The 18,216-nt window shown below is 66.5% G+C and carries 15 protein-coding genes; 9 read left to right on the top strand and 6 right to left on the bottom strand.

Features of this window, described 5'->3' with window-relative positions:
• Positions 1–80: 80 nt before the first annotated feature.
• The 8 genes from gudD to BRADO_RS07315 all read left to right on the top strand — a co-directional run bounded on the left by gudD (position 81) and on the right by BRADO_RS07315 (position 11,000).
• Positions 81–1,436: a glucarate dehydratase gene (gudD, locus tag BRADO_RS07355; RefSeq protein WP_011924677.1), complete on the top strand. Its 1,356-nt coding sequence runs from the start codon at positions 81–83 to the stop codon at positions 1,434–1,436.
• A 57-nt stretch (positions 1,437–1,493) separates the two neighbouring features.
• Positions 1,494–2,942 carry an aldehyde dehydrogenase family protein gene (locus BRADO_RS07350; RefSeq protein ID WP_041756221.1) on the top strand — a complete coding sequence of 483 codons (1,449 nt, stop codon included), beginning with the start codon at positions 1,494–1,496 and terminating at the stop codon, positions 2,940–2,942.
• Positions 2,943–3,166: 224 nt separating this feature from the next.
• The gene (gene garD / locus BRADO_RS07345) at positions 3,167–4,705 is read left to right on the top strand and encodes a galactarate dehydratase (RefSeq protein WP_011924675.1); all 1,539 of its coding nucleotides are present in this window, start codon (positions 3,167–3,169) and stop codon (positions 4,703–4,705) included.
• Between the two features lie 178 nt (positions 4,706–4,883).
• Positions 4,884–5,684: a class II aldolase/adducin family protein gene (locus BRADO_RS07335; RefSeq protein ID WP_256374598.1), complete on the top strand. Its 801-nt coding sequence runs from the start codon at positions 4,884–4,886 to the stop codon at positions 5,682–5,684.
• 110 nt (positions 5,685–5,794) lie between these two features.
• Complete coding sequence (locus tag BRADO_RS07330; protein ID WP_011924673.1) at positions 5,795–6,364, top strand: hypothetical protein; 570 nt, start codon at positions 5,795–5,797, stop codon at positions 6,362–6,364.
• Between the two features lie 108 nt (positions 6,365–6,472).
• Positions 6,473–7,630, top strand: a complete 1,158-nt coding sequence (locus BRADO_RS07325; protein WP_041756218.1) for a patatin-like phospholipase family protein — start codon at positions 6,473–6,475, stop codon at positions 7,628–7,630.
• Positions 7,631–7,651: 21 nt separating this feature from the next.
• A complete protein-coding gene (locus tag BRADO_RS07320; RefSeq protein ID WP_011924671.1) occupies positions 7,652–9,565 on the top strand; it encodes a peptidase M4 in 1,914 nt (637 codons plus the stop codon).
• 130 nt (positions 9,566–9,695) lie between these two features.
• Positions 9,696–11,000, top strand: a complete 1,305-nt coding sequence (locus tag BRADO_RS07315; protein ID WP_011924670.1) for a hypothetical protein — start codon at positions 9,696–9,698, stop codon at positions 10,998–11,000.
• Here BRADO_RS07315 and BRADO_RS07310 read toward each other — a convergent pair.
• Entirely contained in the window at positions 10,988–12,448 is a 1,461-nt protein-coding gene (locus tag BRADO_RS07310; RefSeq protein WP_041756217.1) for a PLP-dependent aminotransferase family protein, read from the bottom strand. The genes BRADO_RS07315 and BRADO_RS07310 overlap by 13 nt on opposite strands.
• A gap of 65 nt (positions 12,449–12,513) precedes the next feature.
• On the opposite strand from BRADO_RS07310, the gene BRADO_RS07305 reads away from it, so the two are divergent.
• A complete protein-coding gene (locus tag BRADO_RS07305) occupies positions 12,514–13,233 on the top strand; it encodes a pyridoxamine 5'-phosphate oxidase family protein (protein ID WP_041756216.1) in 720 nt (239 codons plus the stop codon).
• A 308-nt stretch (positions 13,234–13,541) separates the two neighbouring features.
• Here BRADO_RS07305 and BRADO_RS07300 read toward each other — a convergent pair whose 3' ends face one another.
• The 5 genes from BRADO_RS07300 to BRADO_RS07280 are packed head-to-tail and all read right to left on the bottom strand — an operon-like array spanning position 13,542 to position 18,212.
• Positions 13,542–14,588, bottom strand: a complete 1,047-nt coding sequence (locus tag BRADO_RS07300; RefSeq protein WP_011924667.1) for an ABC transporter substrate-binding protein — start codon at positions 14,586–14,588, stop codon at positions 13,542–13,544.
• 12 nt (positions 14,589–14,600) lie between these two features.
• On the bottom strand, positions 14,601–15,749 hold the full coding sequence (locus tag BRADO_RS07295; RefSeq protein ID WP_011924666.1) for an FAD-binding oxidoreductase: 1,149 nt from the start codon (positions 15,747–15,749) through the stop codon (positions 14,601–14,603).
• Positions 15,733–17,127 carry an NAD(P)/FAD-dependent oxidoreductase gene (locus BRADO_RS07290; protein ID WP_011924665.1) on the bottom strand — a complete coding sequence of 465 codons (1,395 nt, stop codon included), beginning with the start codon at positions 17,125–17,127 and terminating at the stop codon, positions 15,733–15,735. The genes BRADO_RS07295 and BRADO_RS07290 overlap by 17 nt, the downstream gene beginning before the upstream one ends.
• Entirely contained in the window at positions 17,120–17,413 is a 294-nt protein-coding gene (locus BRADO_RS07285) for a (2Fe-2S)-binding protein (protein WP_011924664.1), read from the bottom strand. The genes BRADO_RS07290 and BRADO_RS07285 overlap by 8 nt, the downstream gene beginning before the upstream one ends.
• Positions 17,414–17,417: 4 nt before the next feature.
• On the bottom strand, positions 17,418–18,212 hold the full coding sequence (locus BRADO_RS07280; RefSeq protein WP_041756215.1) for an ABC transporter permease: 795 nt from the start codon (positions 18,210–18,212) through the stop codon (positions 17,418–17,420).
• Positions 18,213–18,216: the final 4 nt, after the last annotated feature.

Raw genomic sequence — 18,216 nt, 5'->3', positions numbered from 1 at the left:
GCCTCGTGGTTCGAGACGCCCGCCACGTGGCGGGCTCCTCACCATGAGGGGAAGACGAACGAGAGACGAAGGAGGAGCACATGAGTCACGAAGCCACCAGCACAGGAATCTCCGGCGCGCCGGTCGTCACCGGCATGGAGGTCGTTCCGGCCGCCGGGCGTGACAGCATGCTTCTCAATCTCTCGGGCGCGCATGGGCCGTTCTTCACGCGCAACCTCGTCATCCTGACCGACAATTCCGGCCATACCGGCGTCGGCGAGGTGCCCGGCGGCGAGAAGATCCGGCAGACGCTGGAGGATGCCAAGGGCTTGATCGTCGGCCAGAGCATCGGCGCCTGCAACACCATCCTCGCAAAGATGCGCAGCACGTTCGCCGACCGCGATGCCGGCGGCCGCGGCAAGCAGACGTTCGATCTGCGCGTGATGATCCACGCCGTCACGGCGGTCGAATCCGCTCTGCTCGACCTGCTCGGCCAGCATCTCGGCCTGCCGGTGGCGGCGCTGCTCGGCGAGGGCCAGCAGCGCAAATCCGTCGAGGCGCTCGGCTATCTGTTCTTCGTCGGCGACCGCAAGAAGACCGATCTTCCTTATGCCACTGGCGACGGCGAGCGTGAGGGCTGGTACACCTTGCGCCATCAGGAAGCGATGACGCCGGAGGCCGTGGTGCGCCTCGCCGAGGCTACCCATGACGCCTACGGCTTCGCCGACTTCAAGCTCAAGGGCGGCGTGCTCAAGGGCGAGGCCGAGATCGAGGCGGTGACCGCGATCGCCAAGCGCTTCCCGCAGGCGCGCGTGACGCTCGATCCCAACGGCGCCTGGTCGCTGGACGAGGCGATCCGGCTATGCAAGGACATGCACGGCATCCTCGCTTATGCCGAGGATCCCTGCGGCGCCGAGGCCGGCTTCTCCGGCCGTGAGATCATGGCCGAATTCCGCCGCGCCACGGGCCTGCCGACCGCGACCAACATGATCGCCACCGACTGGCGGCAGCTCAGCCATGCGCTGCGGCTCGGCGCGGTCGACATTCCGCTCGCCGATCCCCATTTCTGGACCATGCAGGGCTCGGTGCGCGTCGCGCAGACTTGCAAGGACAACGGCCTGACCTGGGGCTCGCACTCCAACAACCATTTCGACATTTCGCTCGCCATGTTCACCCATGTCGCCGCCGCCGCGCCCGGCAAGGTCACCGCGATCGACACCCATTGGATCTGGCAGGACGGCCAGGCGCTCACCAAACAGCCGCTGCAGATCAAGGGCGGCCGGATCGCAGTGCCCGAGCAACCCGGGCTCGGCGTCGAGATTGACCGCGGCGCCATCGAAAAGGCTCATGAACTTTACAAGAGCCACGGGCTCGGCGCACGAGACGACGCCGTCGCGATGCAGTATCTGATCCCCGGCTGGACCTTCGACGACAAGCGGCCCTGCCTCGTGCGGTGACGGATGTAATCGGCTAGATTGTGCCAGCACAGTCGCGCAAGCCTGGAGAGTTTTGAAATGAACGCGATCCTCAAGAATTTCATCGCCGGCGAGTGGGTCGACGGCAGCGGAGTGACCCGCAACATCAACCCGTCCAACACCAATGATGTCGTCGGCGAATACGCCAAGGCGGACAAGGCGCAGACCGAGAAGGCGATCGCCGCCGCCAAGGCCGCATTCCCCGCCTGGTCGCGCTCGACGCCGCAGGAGCGCTATGACGCGCTCAACAAGATCTCGGCGGAGATCCTGTCGCGCAAGGAAGAGCTCGGCCGCCTGCTCGCCCGCGAGGAAGGCAAGACGCTGCCGGAGGGCATCGGCGAGGTCGCCCGCGCCGGCCAGATTTTTGCGTTCTTCGCCGGCGAGGCGCTGCGCCTGACCGGTGAGAAGGGCGCCTCGGTGCGTCCGGGCCTCGACGTCGAGATCACCCGCGAGGCGGTCGGCGTCGTCGGCATGATCACGCCCTGGAATTTCCCGATCGCGATTCCCGCCTGGAAGATCGCTCCCGCGCTCTGCTACGGCAACACCGTGGTGTTCAAGCCGGCTGAGCTTGTTCCGGGCTCGGCCCACGCCCTCTCCGAGATCATCGCGCGCTCCGGCATTCCGGCGGGCGTATTCAACCTCGTCGTCGGCTCCGGCTCGGTGGTCGGCCAGACCCTGCTCGAACATCCGGACGTCGCCGCGATCTCCTTCACCGGCTCGGTCGGCACGGGGCGCAAGATCGCGCAGGCCTGCGTGCTGTCGAACCCGATGAAGAAGTTCCAGCTCGAAATGGGCGGCAAGAACCCGCTGGTCGTGCTCGATGACGCCGATGTCAAGGTCGCGGTCGAAGCCGCCGCCAACGGCGCCTACTTCTCGACCGGCCAGCGCTGCACCGCGTCCTCCCGCCTGATCGTGACCGAGGGCATCCACGACAAGTTCGTCGCGGCGCTCACCGAGCGATTGAAGGGCCTCGTGGTCGATGACGCCGTCAAGCAGGGCACGCATATCGGCCCGGTGGTCGACGGCAACCAGCTCGAGCAGGACCAGCGCTATCTCAAGATCGGCCAGGACGAAGGCGCCAAGCTGGCCTGGGGCGGCGAACTGCTCAACCGCGAGAGCCCGGGCTTCTACATGCAGCCGGCGCTGTTCACGGAAGCCAACAACAACATGCGCATCGCGCGTGAGGAGATTTTTGGCCCGGTGGCCTGCGTCATCCGCGCCAAGAACTACGACGAGGCGCTGGCGATCTCCAACGACACCGAGTTCGGCCTCGCCGCCGGCGTCTGCACCACTAGCCTGAAATACGCCTCGCACTTCAAGCGCAACAGCGAGGCCGGCATGGTGATGGTCAACCTGCCGACCGCGGGCGTCGACTACCACGTCCCGTTCGGCGGCCGGAAGGGCTCGAGCTACGGCGCCCGCGAGCAGGGCTCCTACGCGCGCGAGTTCTACACCACGGTGAAGACGGCCTACACCTTCCCGGTGTGAGCCGGTCGTCATTGCGAGCGAAGCGAAGCAATCCAGGAGCCAATCGAAGATTCTGGATGGCTTCGTCGCTTCGCTCCTTGCAATGACGGAAACGAAGACCCGTAGGGTGGGCAAAGGCGCGCAAGCGCCGTGCCCACCGACGGTCGACCAAGACGCTAGACGGTGGGCACGCTTCGCTTTGCCCACCCTACGGACTACGAAGCCGAACGCGAAACGGAGCCAGCATGAACCAGCAGGTCGTGAATCAGGAGCCGCGGATCATCAAGCTCAACGCGCGCGACAACGTCGCGATCGTGGTCAACGATTTCGGCCTGCCTGCCGGCACCAAGCTGCCCGACGGCCTGACGCTGAAGACCTTCGTCCCGCAGGGCCACAAGACCGCACTGGTCGACATCGCCGAGGGCGCGCCGATCATCCGCTACGGCGAGATCATCGGGTACGCGAAGTCGCTCATCGCCGCCGGCGAGTGGGTCGACGAGGCCCGCATCGACATGCCTGAGGCGCCTGCGCTCGACCAGCTCGAAATCTCCACCGCCGTCCCGGCACCGCTGCCGCCGCTCGACGGCTACACGTTCGAAGGCTATCGCAACGCCGACGGCTCGGTCGGCACCCGCAACGTGCTGGGCATCTCGACCTCGGTCCAGTGTGTGAAGGGGACGCTCGAATTCGCGATCAAGCGGATCAACAGCGAGCTCTTGCCGAAGTACCCCAACGTCGACGACGTCGTTGCACTGACCCACGCCTATGGCTGCGGCGTCGCGATCACGGCGCCCGACGCGGTGGTGCCGATCCGCACCTTGCAGAACCTCGCACTCAACCCGAATTTCGGCGGCGAGATCCTGGTCGTCGGCCTCGGCTGCGAGAAGCTCGCGCCGGAGCGGCTGCTGCCGGAAGGCACTGAAGACTCGATCGTGCGCATGCAGGACGAGGCCTTCGACGGCTTCGGCGCCATCGTCGACGCCATCATGACCCAGGCCGATAGACGCCTTGCCGAACTCAACAAGCGCACGCGTCAGACCTGCCCGGCCTCCGATCTCGTCATCGGCCTGCAATGCGGCGGCAGCGACGCGTTCTCCGGCGTCACCGCCAATCCGGCGGTCGGCTTCGCCGCGGATCTGTTGGTGCGCGCCGGCGCCACCGTGATGTTCTCGGAAGTCACTGAAGTCCGCGACGCCATCCAGCTTTTGACTCGCCGCGCCATCAACGAGGAGGTCGGCCGCGCGCTGATCCGCGAGATGGACTGGTATGACGCTTATCTCAAGCGCGGCGGCGCCGATCGCAGCGCCAACACCACGCCCGGCAACAAGAAGGGCGGCCTCGCCAACATCGTCGAAAAGTCGCTCGGCTCGATCGTGAAGTCGGGCTCGGGCCCGATCCATGGCGTGCTGGCGCCGGGCGAGAAGGCCAAGCAGAAGGGCATGCTGTTCGCGGCAACGCCGGCCTCCGACTTCATCTGCGGCACCTTGCAGCTCGCCTCCGGCATGACCTTGCAGGTGTTCACCACCGGCCGCGGCACGCCCTACGGCCTCGCGGCCGCGCCCGTCATCAAGGTCGCCACCCGCACCGAGCTGGCGCGGCGCTGGAAGGACCTGATCGACTTCGACGCCGGCCGCATCGCCACCGGCGAGATGACGATCGAGGAGACCGGCTGGGAGCTGTTCAAGCTGATCCTCGATGTCGCGAGCGGCCGTACCAAGCCGTGGTCGGACCGGTGGGGCATTCACAACGACCTGACGCTGTTCAATCCCGCGCCGGTGACTTGAGGAGGAGCTCGCTCACCCCGCCATGTTCGTTACGTCACGCAGACCCATCCCCGTCATTGCGAGCGAAGCGAAGCAATCCAGAGGCCCGTCCACCATCCTGGATTGCTTCGCTTCGCTCGCAATGACGCGTATGCTGAGGCAACGAGTCTCGACAACGAAGGCCGGGAGGAAGAGCCAGATGTCCAGCTTCAGCCGCTTCGCCGCGATCGTCATCACGGCCCTCCTTCTGTCGACAGGCCTTTCCCGCGCGCAAGACGCCATCCCCGGCGTCCCTCGCGAACTCCTCGAGGACATTGCCACTGGCAGCCGTGTGCTCGCGGATCTCGGCGTCGTCGACGCCTTCGGCCATGTCAGCGCGCGCAACCCAGCCAACCCGCACCACTTCCTGATGTCGCGGTCGATCGCACCGGCGCAGGTCACGGCCAATGACATCATGGAGTTCGACGAGAACGGCGAGCCGGTCGATGCGAGGAACCGCACCGTGTTCCTCGAACGCTTCATCCATGCCGAGGTCTACAAGGCGCGACCGGACGTCAAGGCCGTGGTGCACACGCATTCGCCCGGCGTCGTGCCCTTCAGCGTCAGCCGGACGCCGTTGCGGCCGCTCTACCACAACGCCGCCTTTCTCGGCGACGGCGCGCCAGTGTGGGACATCGGCAAGGAATTCGGCGCCACCGACATGCTGGTGCGCAACAACGCGATCGGCAAATCGCTCGCATCTGCGCTCGGCGACAAATCTGTCATCCTGATGCGCGGCCATGGCGATGTCATCGTCGGCCCCACCGTGCAGGCGGCCGTATTCCGCGCCTATTACACCGACGTGAATGCGAGGCTGCAGGCCCAGGCACTGGGCCTCGGTTCTGACGTGACCTATCTCAGCGCAGAGGAGGCGGCCAAGGCCGACGGCGTCAACATGGTGATCATGGACCGCGCCTGGGCGCTCTGGAAACAGAAGGTGCAGGCGCAGTCAGGCAAGTGATCGCCAGCCGGCTCCCACGATCGCGCGACCTGATTTTGCCGCAAAGTTGACACATGATTTGACTGAGTCGTTACCCCCTCCATCGTCATTTCCCGGACCGATCGCTGCGGATGTCCTTGTCATTGTTTCGCCTCGCCGCCATCGCGCTCGGTGTCAGCCTGAGCCTGCCGTGTCTCGCGCAGGAGCTTGCGAGCGCCCCGGAGGACCGGCCCGACATCGATCTCTACGCTCTGATGTCCGGCAGCTGCGGCGGGGTGAAGGTCGATGGTCGCGAGTTCCCGTGCAAGACGGTGGCCTTCTTCCACAGCGAAAAGGGCCGCGCCCACTTCACCGTCGCCCTCGACGACCCCAACGACGACAGTCACATCATTTCCTTCTCGGGGATCAATGGCCGCAGGTCGGTTCAGAACGTCTACGTGCTGCCGATCGACCGCATGCTCCTCAACTCGAAGCACCGCCCGAAGGTCGACGGCATCCCGGTGCCCGCGGCGCAGAGTTCGTCGGGGGTCTGCCGGCAGGTCGGCAATTTCGCGATGCTGAAGGTCACCAGCGTAACCTGCACGGCCAAGGACGATGCCGGCCGCGCCTATGAGCTGAAGTTCGTCTCCGACGGCACGCCCATCACCCTGCGCCGGGTGCGCCAGACCATGACGAACGCCGAGCACGACCCGTATCAATAGCCGGTCGCCGCGCTGCCCGGCGCGCTCCGCACCGGATGCGAAAATATTTCCGATCCCGTTGAACGTGTGCACGATCCTCCCGACCTATCGGCAAAGGGGAGGAGCGCCATGCCGATCGAGCCGACCGACCTTGATGAAGCCGATGGCCAGCATCAGGACGGCGTCACGCTGTCTCTCTCCGGCGGCGGCTACCGCGCCATGGTGTTTCACATCGGCGCGCTCTGGCGCCTCAATGAGGTCGGCCTGCTCAGCCGGCTCAAGCGAATTTCGAGCGTGTCCGGAGGCTCGATCACGTCGGCCTATCTCGGTCTGCGCTGGAAGGACCTTCACTTCGACGCCGCCGGCAAGGCCGACAACTTCGCGATCATCGTCGACGGGCTTCGCAAGATGGCCGACACCTCCGTCGATATCGGCGCCGTGATCGGAGGCATCTTCCTGCCCGGCACTATCAGCGACCGGGTCGCTGCGGCCTATGACGAGGTTCTGTTCAACGGCAGCAAGCTCGCGGACCTTCCCGACGACCGCACCGGCAGGGCGCCGCGCTTCGTCATCAACGCCACCAACATCCAGTCGGCGGTGCTGTGGCGGTTCTCGCGGCCCTACATGGGCGATTACCGCGTGGGGCTGGTCGATTCACCTGACGTGACGCTGGCGACCGCGGTCGCGGCGTCCTCCGCCTTTCCGCCGATCCTCTCGCCGCTGACCCTGCCGATCCATCAGCCGGTCCGCAAGGTCGACGGCGCCGACCTCAGTCACCCGCCCTACACCACGAGCGCCGTGCTCAGCGACGGCGGCGTCTACGACAATCTCGGCCTCGAGACCGTCAAGCGCTTCTCCACCTTACTCGTCAGCGATGCCGGCCAGCAGATCGCGCCGGAGGAGGATCCGCATCATGACTGGGCTCGCCACGCGGTTCGCGTCCTCGGCGTGATCGACAACCAGGTCCGAAGCCTGCGCAAGCGTCAGTTGATCGACGCCTACAATCGCGGCGACCACACCGGCACCTATTGGGGTATCCGTACCAGCTTTGCCGACTACAAGCTGAAAGAGGATCCGCTCGACTGTCTCCACCGCGATCCGGCACCACTCGCGGCCGTCCCGACCCGGCTGGAGAAGATGCCGCCGGAGGTGCAGAACCGGCTGATGAACTGGGGCTATGCGGTCTGCGACGCGGCGCTGCGGGGCCATATCGACGCGACATTGCAGCAGAAGCTCGGCATCCAGATCACCTCGCCGGCGGGCTTCCCGTTTGCCGGAGGCTACTAGCCGACGCCGGACGAGGCCAGGATGACGCATCGACAGCGCTTCACATGCGACGACGTCACGCCGGGGAGCGACGCCCCGGCGTCGCCGGCGCGCGAGATCCCGGATGATATCTTCTCGACGGCGGAAATCCCGTTTCCGTCGGAACGGCCACTCAACGTTTATGCCTTCGATCCAAGCCTCGGCAAGTTCGTCGGCAATCAGATGGTCACCCATGTGCGCTACGAGAGCCTCGAGCCCGGCCCGATCGGCGAACGTTTCGCGGTGATCGACTACGATGGCAGCCAGAAGACGTTCTATAAGCCGGTCAATCTCGACGATCCCAAGCTGCTGATGACCCATGGACTGCCGCCGTCGGAATCCGACCCGCGGTTTCATCAGCAGATGGTCTACGCCGTGGCGAGCGAGACCTTGCAGCGCTTCGAGTACGCGCTCGGGCGGCGCGTGCGCTGGCGGACGCGACTCGACCGCAGCCATCCGCCCGCACCGCGCGGCGCCTCGCGACGCCTGAGCCTGTTCCCGCATGCCATGTGCGAGGCCAACGCGTTCTACAGTCCGGAGGCGCACGGCATCCTGTTCGGCTATTTCAAGGCCAGCCGCACCAATCCCGGCCGCAACCTGCCGGGACAGACCGTGTTCACCTGCCTGTCGCACGACATCATCGTGCACGAGACCACGCATGCGATTGTCGATGGCATCCGCGAGCACTTCATGGAGCCGACCAACGTCGATGTGGCGGCCTTCCACGAGGCGTTCGCCGATCTCGCTGCGCTGTTCCTGCACTTCTCCCATGAGGAGGTGCTGGTTGATACGCTGCAGAAGACGGGCGGCAAGCTGTTCGAGTACAGGCTCAGGGGCGATGCCGAGCTTGCGCCCGGAGGCACACCCGCGATCCAGTCACAACTCAGCACGGAAAATCCGCTGATCGCGCTGGCCACTCAGTTCGGCGAAGCGGCCGGGCGGCAATCCAGCCTGCGCAGCGCGCTCATGACCCCGGCGACGCCCGACGGGGCGAAGGACATCGCGACCAAGATCGAACCCCACGAACGCGGCTCGATTCTGGTCGCTGCAGTCTTCGACGCCTATTTCACTGTGTACGGCCGCAGGACATTCGACCTGTTCAGGATCTTTCGCGCCGGCGGCGGAAGCGTCGACAAGGCCGACCTCCCGGCGCCGCTCGCGAACCGGCTGGCGATGGAGGCGAGCCGGACGGCGGAGGAATTCTTCACCATCTGCGCCCGCGCCCTGGATTATTGCCCGCCCGTCGACATTACCTTCGGCGATTTCCTGCGCGCACTGCTGACGGCGCATCTGGACTATACGCCCGACGATCCCGACGGCATTCGCGACGCGCTGATGCAGGCCTTCCGGCTGCGCGGCATCGTGGCCGAGAACGCGACGGCGTTCTCTGAAGATGCGCTGTTCTGGCCGAAAGTCGTGCGCGGCAGCCTGCGCGTGCCAGGGCTGACGTTCGGTGATCCGAACGGCCTCACCAAGGAGGAGAAGGATCACAATGGCGACGTGCTGCGCGCCTTCGCCGTGACGCATGCCGAAAAGCTCGGCTTCGATCCGAACGCCGGCGAGATCGAGGCCCCCTCCTTTCATCCGATGTTCTCGACCGGCAAGGACGGCAAGCTCTATGTCAGCATGGTCGTCGAGCTGGTGCAGACCATGCGGGTGCCGTTCGGTCATGGCATCACCGGCACGTTCCCGTTGCGCAATGGCGTTACGCTGCTGATCGCGCAGGATCCGCCCGAGCATGACAAGCGTCCCGACCCGCGCGTGCGCTTCGTCATTCCCAAACTCTACCGGCCGGAGCGCGAGGAACGGGTACGCAACTTCTACATCGCGAGCGGGCGCGCGACCACGCAGCCGAGCCGACATGATGGCGACAAGCGCTTCCGCCTGGACTTCGCGCTGCTCCATGCTGGAGTCTGACATGCCACGCAGCCGCACGACATTGGCGACGTCCAGCAACCCGCGGCCGCACAAGCCTGCCGGCCGAGCCGGAGCAACGCGCAAACGATCCGCGCCGGCAACGACCGTCGCTCCCTCGCCTGCTCTCCCCGTGAAGGCCGCCAGCGGGCTGCGCGTGCGCATGTACCGCATCGGGTTCGGCGACTTCTTCCTGCTGAGCGTTCCAGCGTCGGCCGGCATCAGCCACATCCTGATCGACTGCGGGGTTCACGCCAAAGACCTCGGCAGCATGCGCGCGGCCGTCACCCAGATGGCGAAAGACTGCGGCAACCGGCTTGCGCTGGTGATCATGACGCATCGCCATGCCGATCACATCTCCGGCTTCGGCAGCTGCGCCGACATCTTTGCTCAGATCGAGGTCGAGCGGGTTTGGATGCCCTGGTTCGAGAACCCCGCAAATCCGAAGGCCGCAGCGTTTCAGGCCAGCCTCGTCGCCATGGCCGGCGACCTCGGCCGGCAATTCCGGGCGCGGCTGGCGGCCGGGCCCGATCCCGCGGCCGAGCAGATGCTGAGCATGGCGGAGAACATCACGGGCGGCCTCGGGGTTGCGGGTATTGCCGCCAACCAGAAGGCGCTCGATGTGCTGCATGGCGGCTTCAAGGGGACGCAGCCGGCGCATGACTACTACAAGGCCGGCGATCAGCCGGTGCTGCCCCCCGATCTCATGGCGGCGGGTCTCACCGCGGAGATTCTCGGCCCTCCGATCGACGACGCCCTGATTGGTCAGATGACCAACAAGAATCAGCAATATCTGGCGGGGGCGACCGAGAGCAGCGATTCGCCGGACCGGCTGAAGCCGTTCGGGAGGGCCTTCTGCGGCAAGCGCGAGGACTACGACGACAAGGCCTTTGCGCCCTATGGCTATGACCGCATGCTGCGCATGCTCCAGGGGGCGCAGCCCGACGTGCTGGCCGCCCAGGCCCAGGCCGCCGACAAGACGCTGAACAATCAGAGCCTCGTCATCCTGTTCTCCTTCGGCGGCAAGACCCTCCTGTTCGCCGGCGATGCGCAATGGGGCAATTGGGAGAACTTCCTGTATGGCGGGGCCTATGGCACGCCGGGTCACACCCAGCTCACCACCAAGGCGCAGGAGATCCTGGGCAAGATCGACTTCTACAAGGTCGGTCATCACGGCAGCGCCAACGCGACGCCGAAGGATGCGGTGAAGGCGATGCGGATCGGCTGCGTGGGCATGTGCTCGACCCAGGAGCATGCCTACAACGAGGTGCCGCGCGAACCGCTTCTCGACGCCTTGCGCCAGCGCATGAACGACCAGCTTGCGCGCAGCGACCAGGTCGCGGCCGGCGCGGAGGCTCCGGCAAATCCGCAAGCGGGCCCGCTGCCGAAGGCGTTCAGCGCCCCGCAGCAGCAGCTCTTCATCGACTACATCTTCTGACCTCGCGGAGAGCTCGATTCCCGCAGCACCTCCTGCGTCGCGCGCCCGAGGCGCCGCGCGGCGTCGGAGAGATCCTTGGCGGCAAAGCCCGAATAGCCGAGGATGAAACCGTCCAGGCCGCGCTGCACGATCCGCGCGTCCGACAGCAGGCGGCATTCGACACCGGCGCGCTCGCGAATCAACCGCGCCGCGCCCTTCGCCGTTCCCGGCGGCAATGTCGCAAGCAGGTGCAGGCCCTGGGCCGGCGCGGATAACAGCAGAGATCCCTTGGCGTGCCTGGCGAGCGCCTCGGTGAGCACATCGCGGGCCTGCCTGTAACGCGGACGCATCCGCCGCATGTGGGCTGCAATCACACCGTCGGTCATCAGGTCGGCGAGTGCATCCTGCATGAAGGCTGGCGGAAACCGGTCCTGCGCCGCGCGCGCAGCGACCACGCGGGCCACCAGGGCGGGCGGCACCACGAGATAGCCGAGCCGCAATCCCGCGAACAGCGTCTTGCCGAACGTGCCGAGATAGATCACGCGCTCCCCGCCGATGCCGGCCAAGGCGGTCAGCGGCGGGCCGGCGAAGCGATACTCGCTGTCGTAATCGTCCTCGAAAATATAGGCGTCCGCCCGCCGTGCCCAGTCGAGCAGCGCGATGCGACGCGCCATGCTCATCGCAACTCCCGTGGGGAACTGATGCGAGGGCGTGACGTAGACGGCCTTCGCGCGTGCATCGGCCTTCTCCCCGGCGCTCACAACGAGGCCTTCGCCGTCGACCGGGACAGGCACCAGCTTCGTCCCCGTCGTGCTCAACGTATGGCGCGAGGCGACGTAGCCGGGATCCTCGAACCAGACTGCGTCTCCAGGCGTCAGCAATGCATCGATGCACAGCCGCAGGCCATGCTGGGTGCCGCTGACGATCAGGATGCAGCTCGGATCGCAGCGGACGCCGCGATTGGCGGCAAGGTAGTGCGCGACTTGCGTGCGCAGATGCAAGCTACCCCTCGGATCGGCGTAGCCGAGCGCAGCGGGCGCGGCCTGTGCAATCCGGCGACGGCTTGCCGCGGCCAGCCGCTTCAACAAGACCGGATCGACGAGCGTCACGCCGAGCGCGAACGGCCGGGTTTGCGGAATCCTGATCTCCAGCTCGGCGGCTGGAGCCGCCGTCTGCGGCGTCGGCAACCGAGCAGCGACATAGGTGCCCGCACCGTGCCGCGCCTCCACCAGACCGTCCGACAGCAGAGCCTCATAGGCTGCGACGATCGCGTTTCGCCGGACGCCGAGCTGCTCTGCGAGCGCGCGCGTCGACGGCAACCGCAGGCCAGAAGCCAGCAGACCGCCGACGATGCCGCTGCGCAACGCACCGTGCACCTGCAAAGATTGGCTGCGGATCGTACGGTCGAGTACGATGGGCAGCGCCAGCGCATCGTCGCGGCGCCGCGAAGTGGTTGCCTTATTTTGCATCGAAGTGGCACTCCCGGCAACCACTTTGCCATGGCATGACGTCGCCTGCAAACAGGAGACAAGCGATGACCGAGCGGGTGGCGAGCTATCCCATCGACGATACCAACCGGGTCAAGCGGCGGCATCAGCGCGCGCACTACGACCATGCCACGGTGCACGCACTGCTGGACTCGGCCGCCCTTTGCCACGTGTCCTACGTCATCGACGGCCAGCCTTACTGCACGCCCACACTGTATTGGCGCGAAGGCTCAACATTGTATTGGCATGGATCGAGCGCCAGCCGGATGCTGCGCAGCCTCTCCGAGGGACAACCGGCCTGCCTGACCGTCACGCATCTCGACAGCCTGGTGTTGGCGCGCAGCGCCTTTCATCACTCCGCCGATTATCGCTCGGTGATGGCGTTCGGCCATGCGCGACTGATCGAGGATCAGGATGAGAAGGCTCGCGCGCTGACAATGATGGTCGACCGCCTGTTTCCGGGCCGCACCGCGAGCCTGCGCCCGACCACCGATCAGGAGCTCAAGGCCACGTCGGTGGTCACCATGGAAATCGAGAAGGCATCAGCCAAGATCCGCGCCGCCGGCGTCATCGACGACGAGGAGGACTATGCGCTTCCGATCTACGCCGAGCGGATTCCGCTGCGCACCGTAATCGAGCCGCCGGAGCCCGACGGCCGATTGCTGGCGGGTGTCACGCGTCCCGAGACACTCTCGGTTTTCCGAACTGGGCAGCGGCTGGATGAGGCGCTGACGGAGACGTATGCGACGAGCTATCCGGCGGGGTAGCTCTGTTGGAGATGCCCAGCAAATCCCTCGACAATCACTGCCGTCGTCCCGGCGAAAGCCGGGACCCATAACCACAGGGAGTGGTTTGAGGCAGCCTCGTCTCGACGAATTCGCGTATCACAACCGCCGCGGCGTAGGGATCCCGGATCGGCGCCCCGACGCGCTCTCGCGCGCCGGGGTCCGGGACGACACCGGAGGGGATGATCCACACCTCCTTCAACCATCGCTGTCGTCACGGCGAACGCCAGGACCTCCAAGCACAGGGAGGAGTTCGAGGCACGCTGTTAGTTGCCCGCCCCGACGACCTCTCACCGCTCGATCATCCTGTTCCAGCGCGTATTCCACTCCGCGCGCTTGGTGTTGATGACGTCCCAATCCAGCGTGACGGCGCTCTTCATGTAGGTGTGGAAGGTGGCGAGCTTCTGCTCGGCCGCCGGCGTCGTCGCCTTGGCCATGGTGTTGGACGGAACGATGTTGCCGGCGGCGAGCGCCTTGGCCTGGGCGTCGGGCGACAGCAGATAGGCGGCGAGTTTCTGCGCCAGCTCGGCCTCGGAATTGTTGGCGATCACGCATTGCGCGACCATCAGGACGACCGAGCCTTCCTTCGGCTGCGCGTACTCCACTGCAATTCCCTTCTCCTTCAAGGTCGCCACCGCTGTCGGCGTCAGCGGGAAGATCGCGGCCTCGCCGGTCTGCACCATCTCGGAGATCTTGGCCGAGTTCGGGATGTATTCGAGCACGTTCTTGCCGATCGAGTCAGGAAACGCCTTGAAGCCGGGCTCGACGTTGGCCTCGCTGCCGCCCTGGATGCGGTTGAACATCAGGAAGGCGTGCAGGCCGAAGGTCGAGACCGAGGCCGACTGGAACACGACCTTGTCCTTGTATTTGGGGTCGGCAAGATCGAGCCAGGAGGTCGGCGCCGACCAGCCCTTCTCGTCGAACAGCTTCTTGTTGTAGGCCAAGCCCGTCATGCCGATGTCGATGCCGGCGGCGACGTCGTCCTTCAGCCGTGCGAACGGCTCGAGCTGGCCGAGCGCCTCGCTCGGCTTCAGCTTCTCGCACAGGCCGAGGCCGGCGGCGCGGATCATCACGCCGTCGTCGAGAAACATCACATGCATCTGCGGCTTGTCTTTCGCCGCGATCGCCTTGGCGAGGATCTCCGACGAGGTGCCGGGCACGACGACGATTTTGACGTCGTTCGCCTTCTCGAAATCCGGAAATACCGCCTGCGTATAGGTGCGCTCGAAATTGCCGCCGTTCATGCCGACATAGAGCGTCTTGGTCTCGGCGTGCGCGACGGATGTCGCGAGCATCAGCGCGAAGGCTGAGCCGAGCGCGGCACGGGCATGGATCATGGCGAGGTCTCCTTATCCTGTCTTCAGGGAGGGAGCATCGCCCGGCTGCGATGCGGGTGAGAAACGGCTGATCGTGAATGCGTCGATCGGCGTCGCGGTCCGGCCATCGCGCACCAGTTCGGCGAGGACCTCGCCTACGCCCGGCGCGATCTGGAAGCCGGCGCCGGAGAAGCCGAAGGCGTGGATGAGTCCCGGCGTCGTCGCGCTCGGGCCGATCACCGGATTGCGGTCGGACATCGTCGCCTCGGTGCCGCTCCAGAACCTGATCGCCTGCGCGTGGCGCAGTGGTTCGAACAGCTCGCTGGCGCGCCGCATGATCGCGAGGGCGCCGTCGCTGCGCGGGCGCGAATAATCCGGATCCGCGAGCGGCGCGGCGCGCTCGCCGCCGACCACGACATTGCCGCGCGTCACCTGGCGCGCATAGATGCCGCCGCCTTCGATGCCGATGTTGACGGACAGGAACGGATCAAGCGGCTCGGTCACGATCATCGACGGATAGGTGCGCTCCAGCGGCACCGGCTCGTTGAATGCAGCCGCAAAGCTGTCGGCCCAGGCGCCCGCGCTGTTGATCAGCGTGCGCGCGGTGATGGCGACGCCCTCGGCCTCCAGCGCAAAGCCGCCGTTCGCGGTGGTGGCACCAATGACCCTGGTGTTCTCCAGCACCTCCGCACCCGCGCGGCGCGCCGCCGCGGCAAACGCCGTCGAAACCAGCCGCGGATTGGCATGGCCGTCGCCAGCACAAAACGAGCCGCCGACGACGCCGCCGGCGATGCCGAAGCGCTCGCTGAGCTGATTGTGGCCGACCAGTTCGAGATCGAGTCCGAACGGCGCGACCTCGGCGGCATAGCGCTCCAGGCTCGCCATATCCTCGGGCGTCCGCGCCAGCTTGAGATGGCCGGAGCGCAGGAATTCACCGTCGATGCCGATGAGTTGTTTCAGCCGCGGCCAGATCGCGTGCGAGCGCTGCGACAGCGGCAATTGCTCGGGCGGACGGCCCTGACGGCGCACGCCGCCATAGTTCACGCCGCTCGCCTGCGCGCCGCAGAACCCCTTGTCGAGCAAGGTAACCGAGAAACCCATGCCGCGCAGCGCCAACGCCGCGGAGCTGCCGACGAGCCCGCCGCCGATGATCGCGACATCGCAGTCAATGCGCCGGGTCATGCTGCTTCTCGTCGGTGGACAGGCTGACGGCCAATGGAATCGGCTTGATCGGGGCCTGCGCGCGCAGCCGGCCAACCGCGCCGATGTTGCGGTTCGCCTGAGCGGCCAGCAGCTCCGCTGCAGCGGCGCCGCACATACGCCCCTGACAGCGGCCCATGCCGATGCGCGTGACGGCCTTCAGACGGTTCATCTCGGTGAGCGCGAAGTCATCGATCGCGCGCCGCGCCTCGCCGGCGCTGATCTCCTCGCAGCGACATAGCAGCGTGTCGTCGGCGATGTCGGCGACCCAATGCGCAGTAAACGGAAACGCGGCTTCGAGCGCGTCGCGCAGACGATCGATTGTCGCAAGCGTGCGTTCGAGCGTGGCGGCCCGCGCGGCGTCATGCGGCAGGCCGCGGTCTTCCAGCAGCGCCAGCGCGGCGCGTTCGCCCGCTGCTTTAGCCGCGTCCGCGCCGGCGATGCGCGCGCCGTCGCCGGCGAGATAGACTCCAGCAACGCTGCTGCGACCGCTGGAATCGCGCAGCGGCAGATGCGCGCGGTCGCGGGGGTCGAAGCGGAACGCACAGCCGGCGAGATCGGCGGCTTGCGTCTCGGAGCGCAGGTTGAGGCCATAGCCCACGCCATCGCAGGCGATCGCGTGCTCCCGTCCGCCGGCCCGATAGAGGATGCGTTCAACCCGGCGCTCGCCTTCGATGCGAAGATCGGAGACGCCGAGGTGCACGCGCGTGCCGCGCAGCGCCAGCTCCGCCGTCATGCGTATGCCGCGCAGCACGAGATCAGGCGCCAGTGGCAGCGCCCGCAGCAGATTGAATTTCGCCGACAGCGGCGCGGCGTCGAGCACAGCCACGATCTCGACGCCGGCCTTCATGTATTGCCAGGCGACGAGATAGAGCAGCGGGCCGGAGCCGGCGAACACCACCCGCCGGCCGATCGCGCAGCCCTGCGCCTTCAGCGCGATCTGCGCGCCACCCAGCGTGAACACGCCGGGCAAGGTCCAGCCGGGAATCGGCAGCACGCGATCGGTTGCGCCGGTGGCGAGGATCAGGCCGTCGTAGCTCACGCGATGATTGACGCCGTCGCGGAGAATGTCGGCGGCGCCGTCGCGCAGATTCCACAACAACGTGTTCGGCCGGTAGTCGACATCACGGCCGAGCGCCACGAAGTCGCGATGCAGCCGTACGGCCTTCGGAGCTTCCGAACCGTAGCGCGCGCGGTCATCACGCCCGTCGGGGATAAGCGGCTGGCGATAGATCTGGCCGCCGCAGGCGTGGTTCTCGTCGACCACGACGGGCCGCAAACCGGCGGCGGCGAGCCTGATCGCGGCGCGGATGCCGGCCGGGCCGGCGCCGAGGATCAACGGCGGTGCGCGCTCAGCCATGACTGCGCCTCCGCTGGGTAACGATGTGCATGCCTTCGCTCAGCGGCGTCGTGCAGGCGCGCACACGCTCGCCGGTGTCGAGTTGCACCCAGCAATCCTGGCAGGCCCCCATCTGGCAGAAGCCGGCGCGGGCCGAGCCTGAGAATTCGCTCTCGCGCAGGCGCTCGGCGTGACATAGCACGGCGGTCAGCACGGTATCGCCGTCGCGGCCTTCGCAAGGCACGCCGTTGAGGGTGAAGAAGATCACCGGGCTGTCGGTACGGACGAGGCGATGCAGCAGCGGCATGGTGTCAGCCCTGGCCCACGAGGATTTTGTCGAGTCCGAAGATGCGGTCGAGCAGCAGCATCGCCGCCGCCGTCACCGCGATCATCAGCGCCGACACCGCGGCCATCATCGGATCGATCGACTCGGTCGCGTACATGTACATGCGGACCGGCAGAGTGACGGTGGCCGGCGAGGTGATGAAGATCGACATCGTGAGCTCGTCGAAGGAATTGATGAAGGCGAGCAGCCAGCCTCCGGTGATGCCGGGCAGGATCATCGGCACGGTGATGCGTCGGAACACGATCCAGGCGGAGGCGCCGAGCGTCACCGCCGCCTGCTCGGCGCTGCGGTCGAGCCCGGACAGCGCGGCCAGCACGAGTCGCAGCACGTAAGGGGTGATGACGACGATGTGGCCCGCCGTCAGCCAGACCAAACTGCCGGTGGCGCCCAGCAGTGCGAACAGCCGCAGCAGCGCGACGCCGAGTACGAGATGCGGGATCATCAGCGGCGACAGAAACAGTGCGTTCAGCGCGGCGCTGCCGCGGAAATCGTAGCGGTCGAGCGCGAGGCCCGCGGCAACCGCGAGCACCACAGCAATCGTCGCCGCAATCGCTGCGACCCACAGGCTGTTGAGGAACGAGGCGACGAAGTCCGGATGCGCAAATACGGCCGTGAACCAACGCAACGAGAATTGCGTCGTCGGCAAGGTCAGCGTATTGGCGGGCGTGAACGCGACGAGGCAGATCACGATGAGCGGCGCCAGCACGAAGCCGACGACGAGCGTGTGGAACAGCAAGGCGATCGGGCCGTTGCGGTGCATGCCG

It is taken from the genome of Bradyrhizobium sp. ORS 278 (genome assembly GCF_000026145.1).
Lineage (GTDB): Bacteria > Pseudomonadota > Alphaproteobacteria > Rhizobiales > Xanthobacteraceae > Bradyrhizobium.
The sequence above is the reverse complement of the archived record's forward strand: the minus strand, read 5'-3'. Positions and strand labels throughout refer to the sequence as shown.

Coding starts and splice junctions, on each gene's coding strand:
- gudD (WP_011924677.1), top strand. CDS start 81: ATGAGTCACGAAGCCACCAGCACAGGAATCTCCGGCGCGCCGGTCGTC.
- BRADO_RS07350 (WP_041756221.1), top strand. CDS start 1,494: ATGAACGCGATCCTCAAGAATTTCATCGCCGGCGAGTGGGTCGACGGC.
- garD (WP_011924675.1), top strand. CDS start 3,167: ATGAACCAGCAGGTCGTGAATCAGGAGCCGCGGATCATCAAGCTCAAC.
- BRADO_RS07335 (WP_256374598.1), top strand. CDS start 4,884: ATGTCCAGCTTCAGCCGCTTCGCCGCGATCGTCATCACGGCCCTCCTT.
- BRADO_RS07330 (WP_011924673.1), top strand. CDS start 5,795: ATGTCCTTGTCATTGTTTCGCCTCGCCGCCATCGCGCTCGGTGTCAGC.
- BRADO_RS07325 (WP_041756218.1), top strand. CDS start 6,473: ATGCCGATCGAGCCGACCGACCTTGATGAAGCCGATGGCCAGCATCAG.
- BRADO_RS07320 (WP_011924671.1), top strand. CDS start 7,652: ATGACGCATCGACAGCGCTTCACATGCGACGACGTCACGCCGGGGAGC.
- BRADO_RS07310 (WP_041756217.1), bottom strand. CDS start 12,448: ATGCAAAATAAGGCAACCACTTCGCGGCGCCGCGACGATGCGCTGGCG.
- BRADO_RS07305 (WP_041756216.1), top strand. CDS start 12,514: ATGACCGAGCGGGTGGCGAGCTATCCCATCGACGATACCAACCGGGTC.
- BRADO_RS07300 (WP_011924667.1), bottom strand. CDS start 14,588: ATGATCCATGCCCGTGCCGCGCTCGGCTCAGCCTTCGCGCTGATGCTC.
- BRADO_RS07295 (WP_011924666.1), bottom strand. CDS start 15,749: ATGACCCGGCGCATTGACTGCGATGTCGCGATCATCGGCGGCGGGCTC.
- BRADO_RS07290 (WP_011924665.1), bottom strand. CDS start 17,127: ATGGCTGAGCGCGCACCGCCGTTGATCCTCGGCGCCGGCCCGGCCGGC.
- BRADO_RS07285 (WP_011924664.1), bottom strand. CDS start 17,413: ATGCCGCTGCTGCATCGCCTCGTCCGTACCGACAGCCCGGTGATCTTC.
- BRADO_RS07280 (WP_041756215.1), bottom strand. CDS start 18,212: ATGCACCGCAACGGCCCGATCGCCTTGCTGTTCCACACGCTCGTCGTC.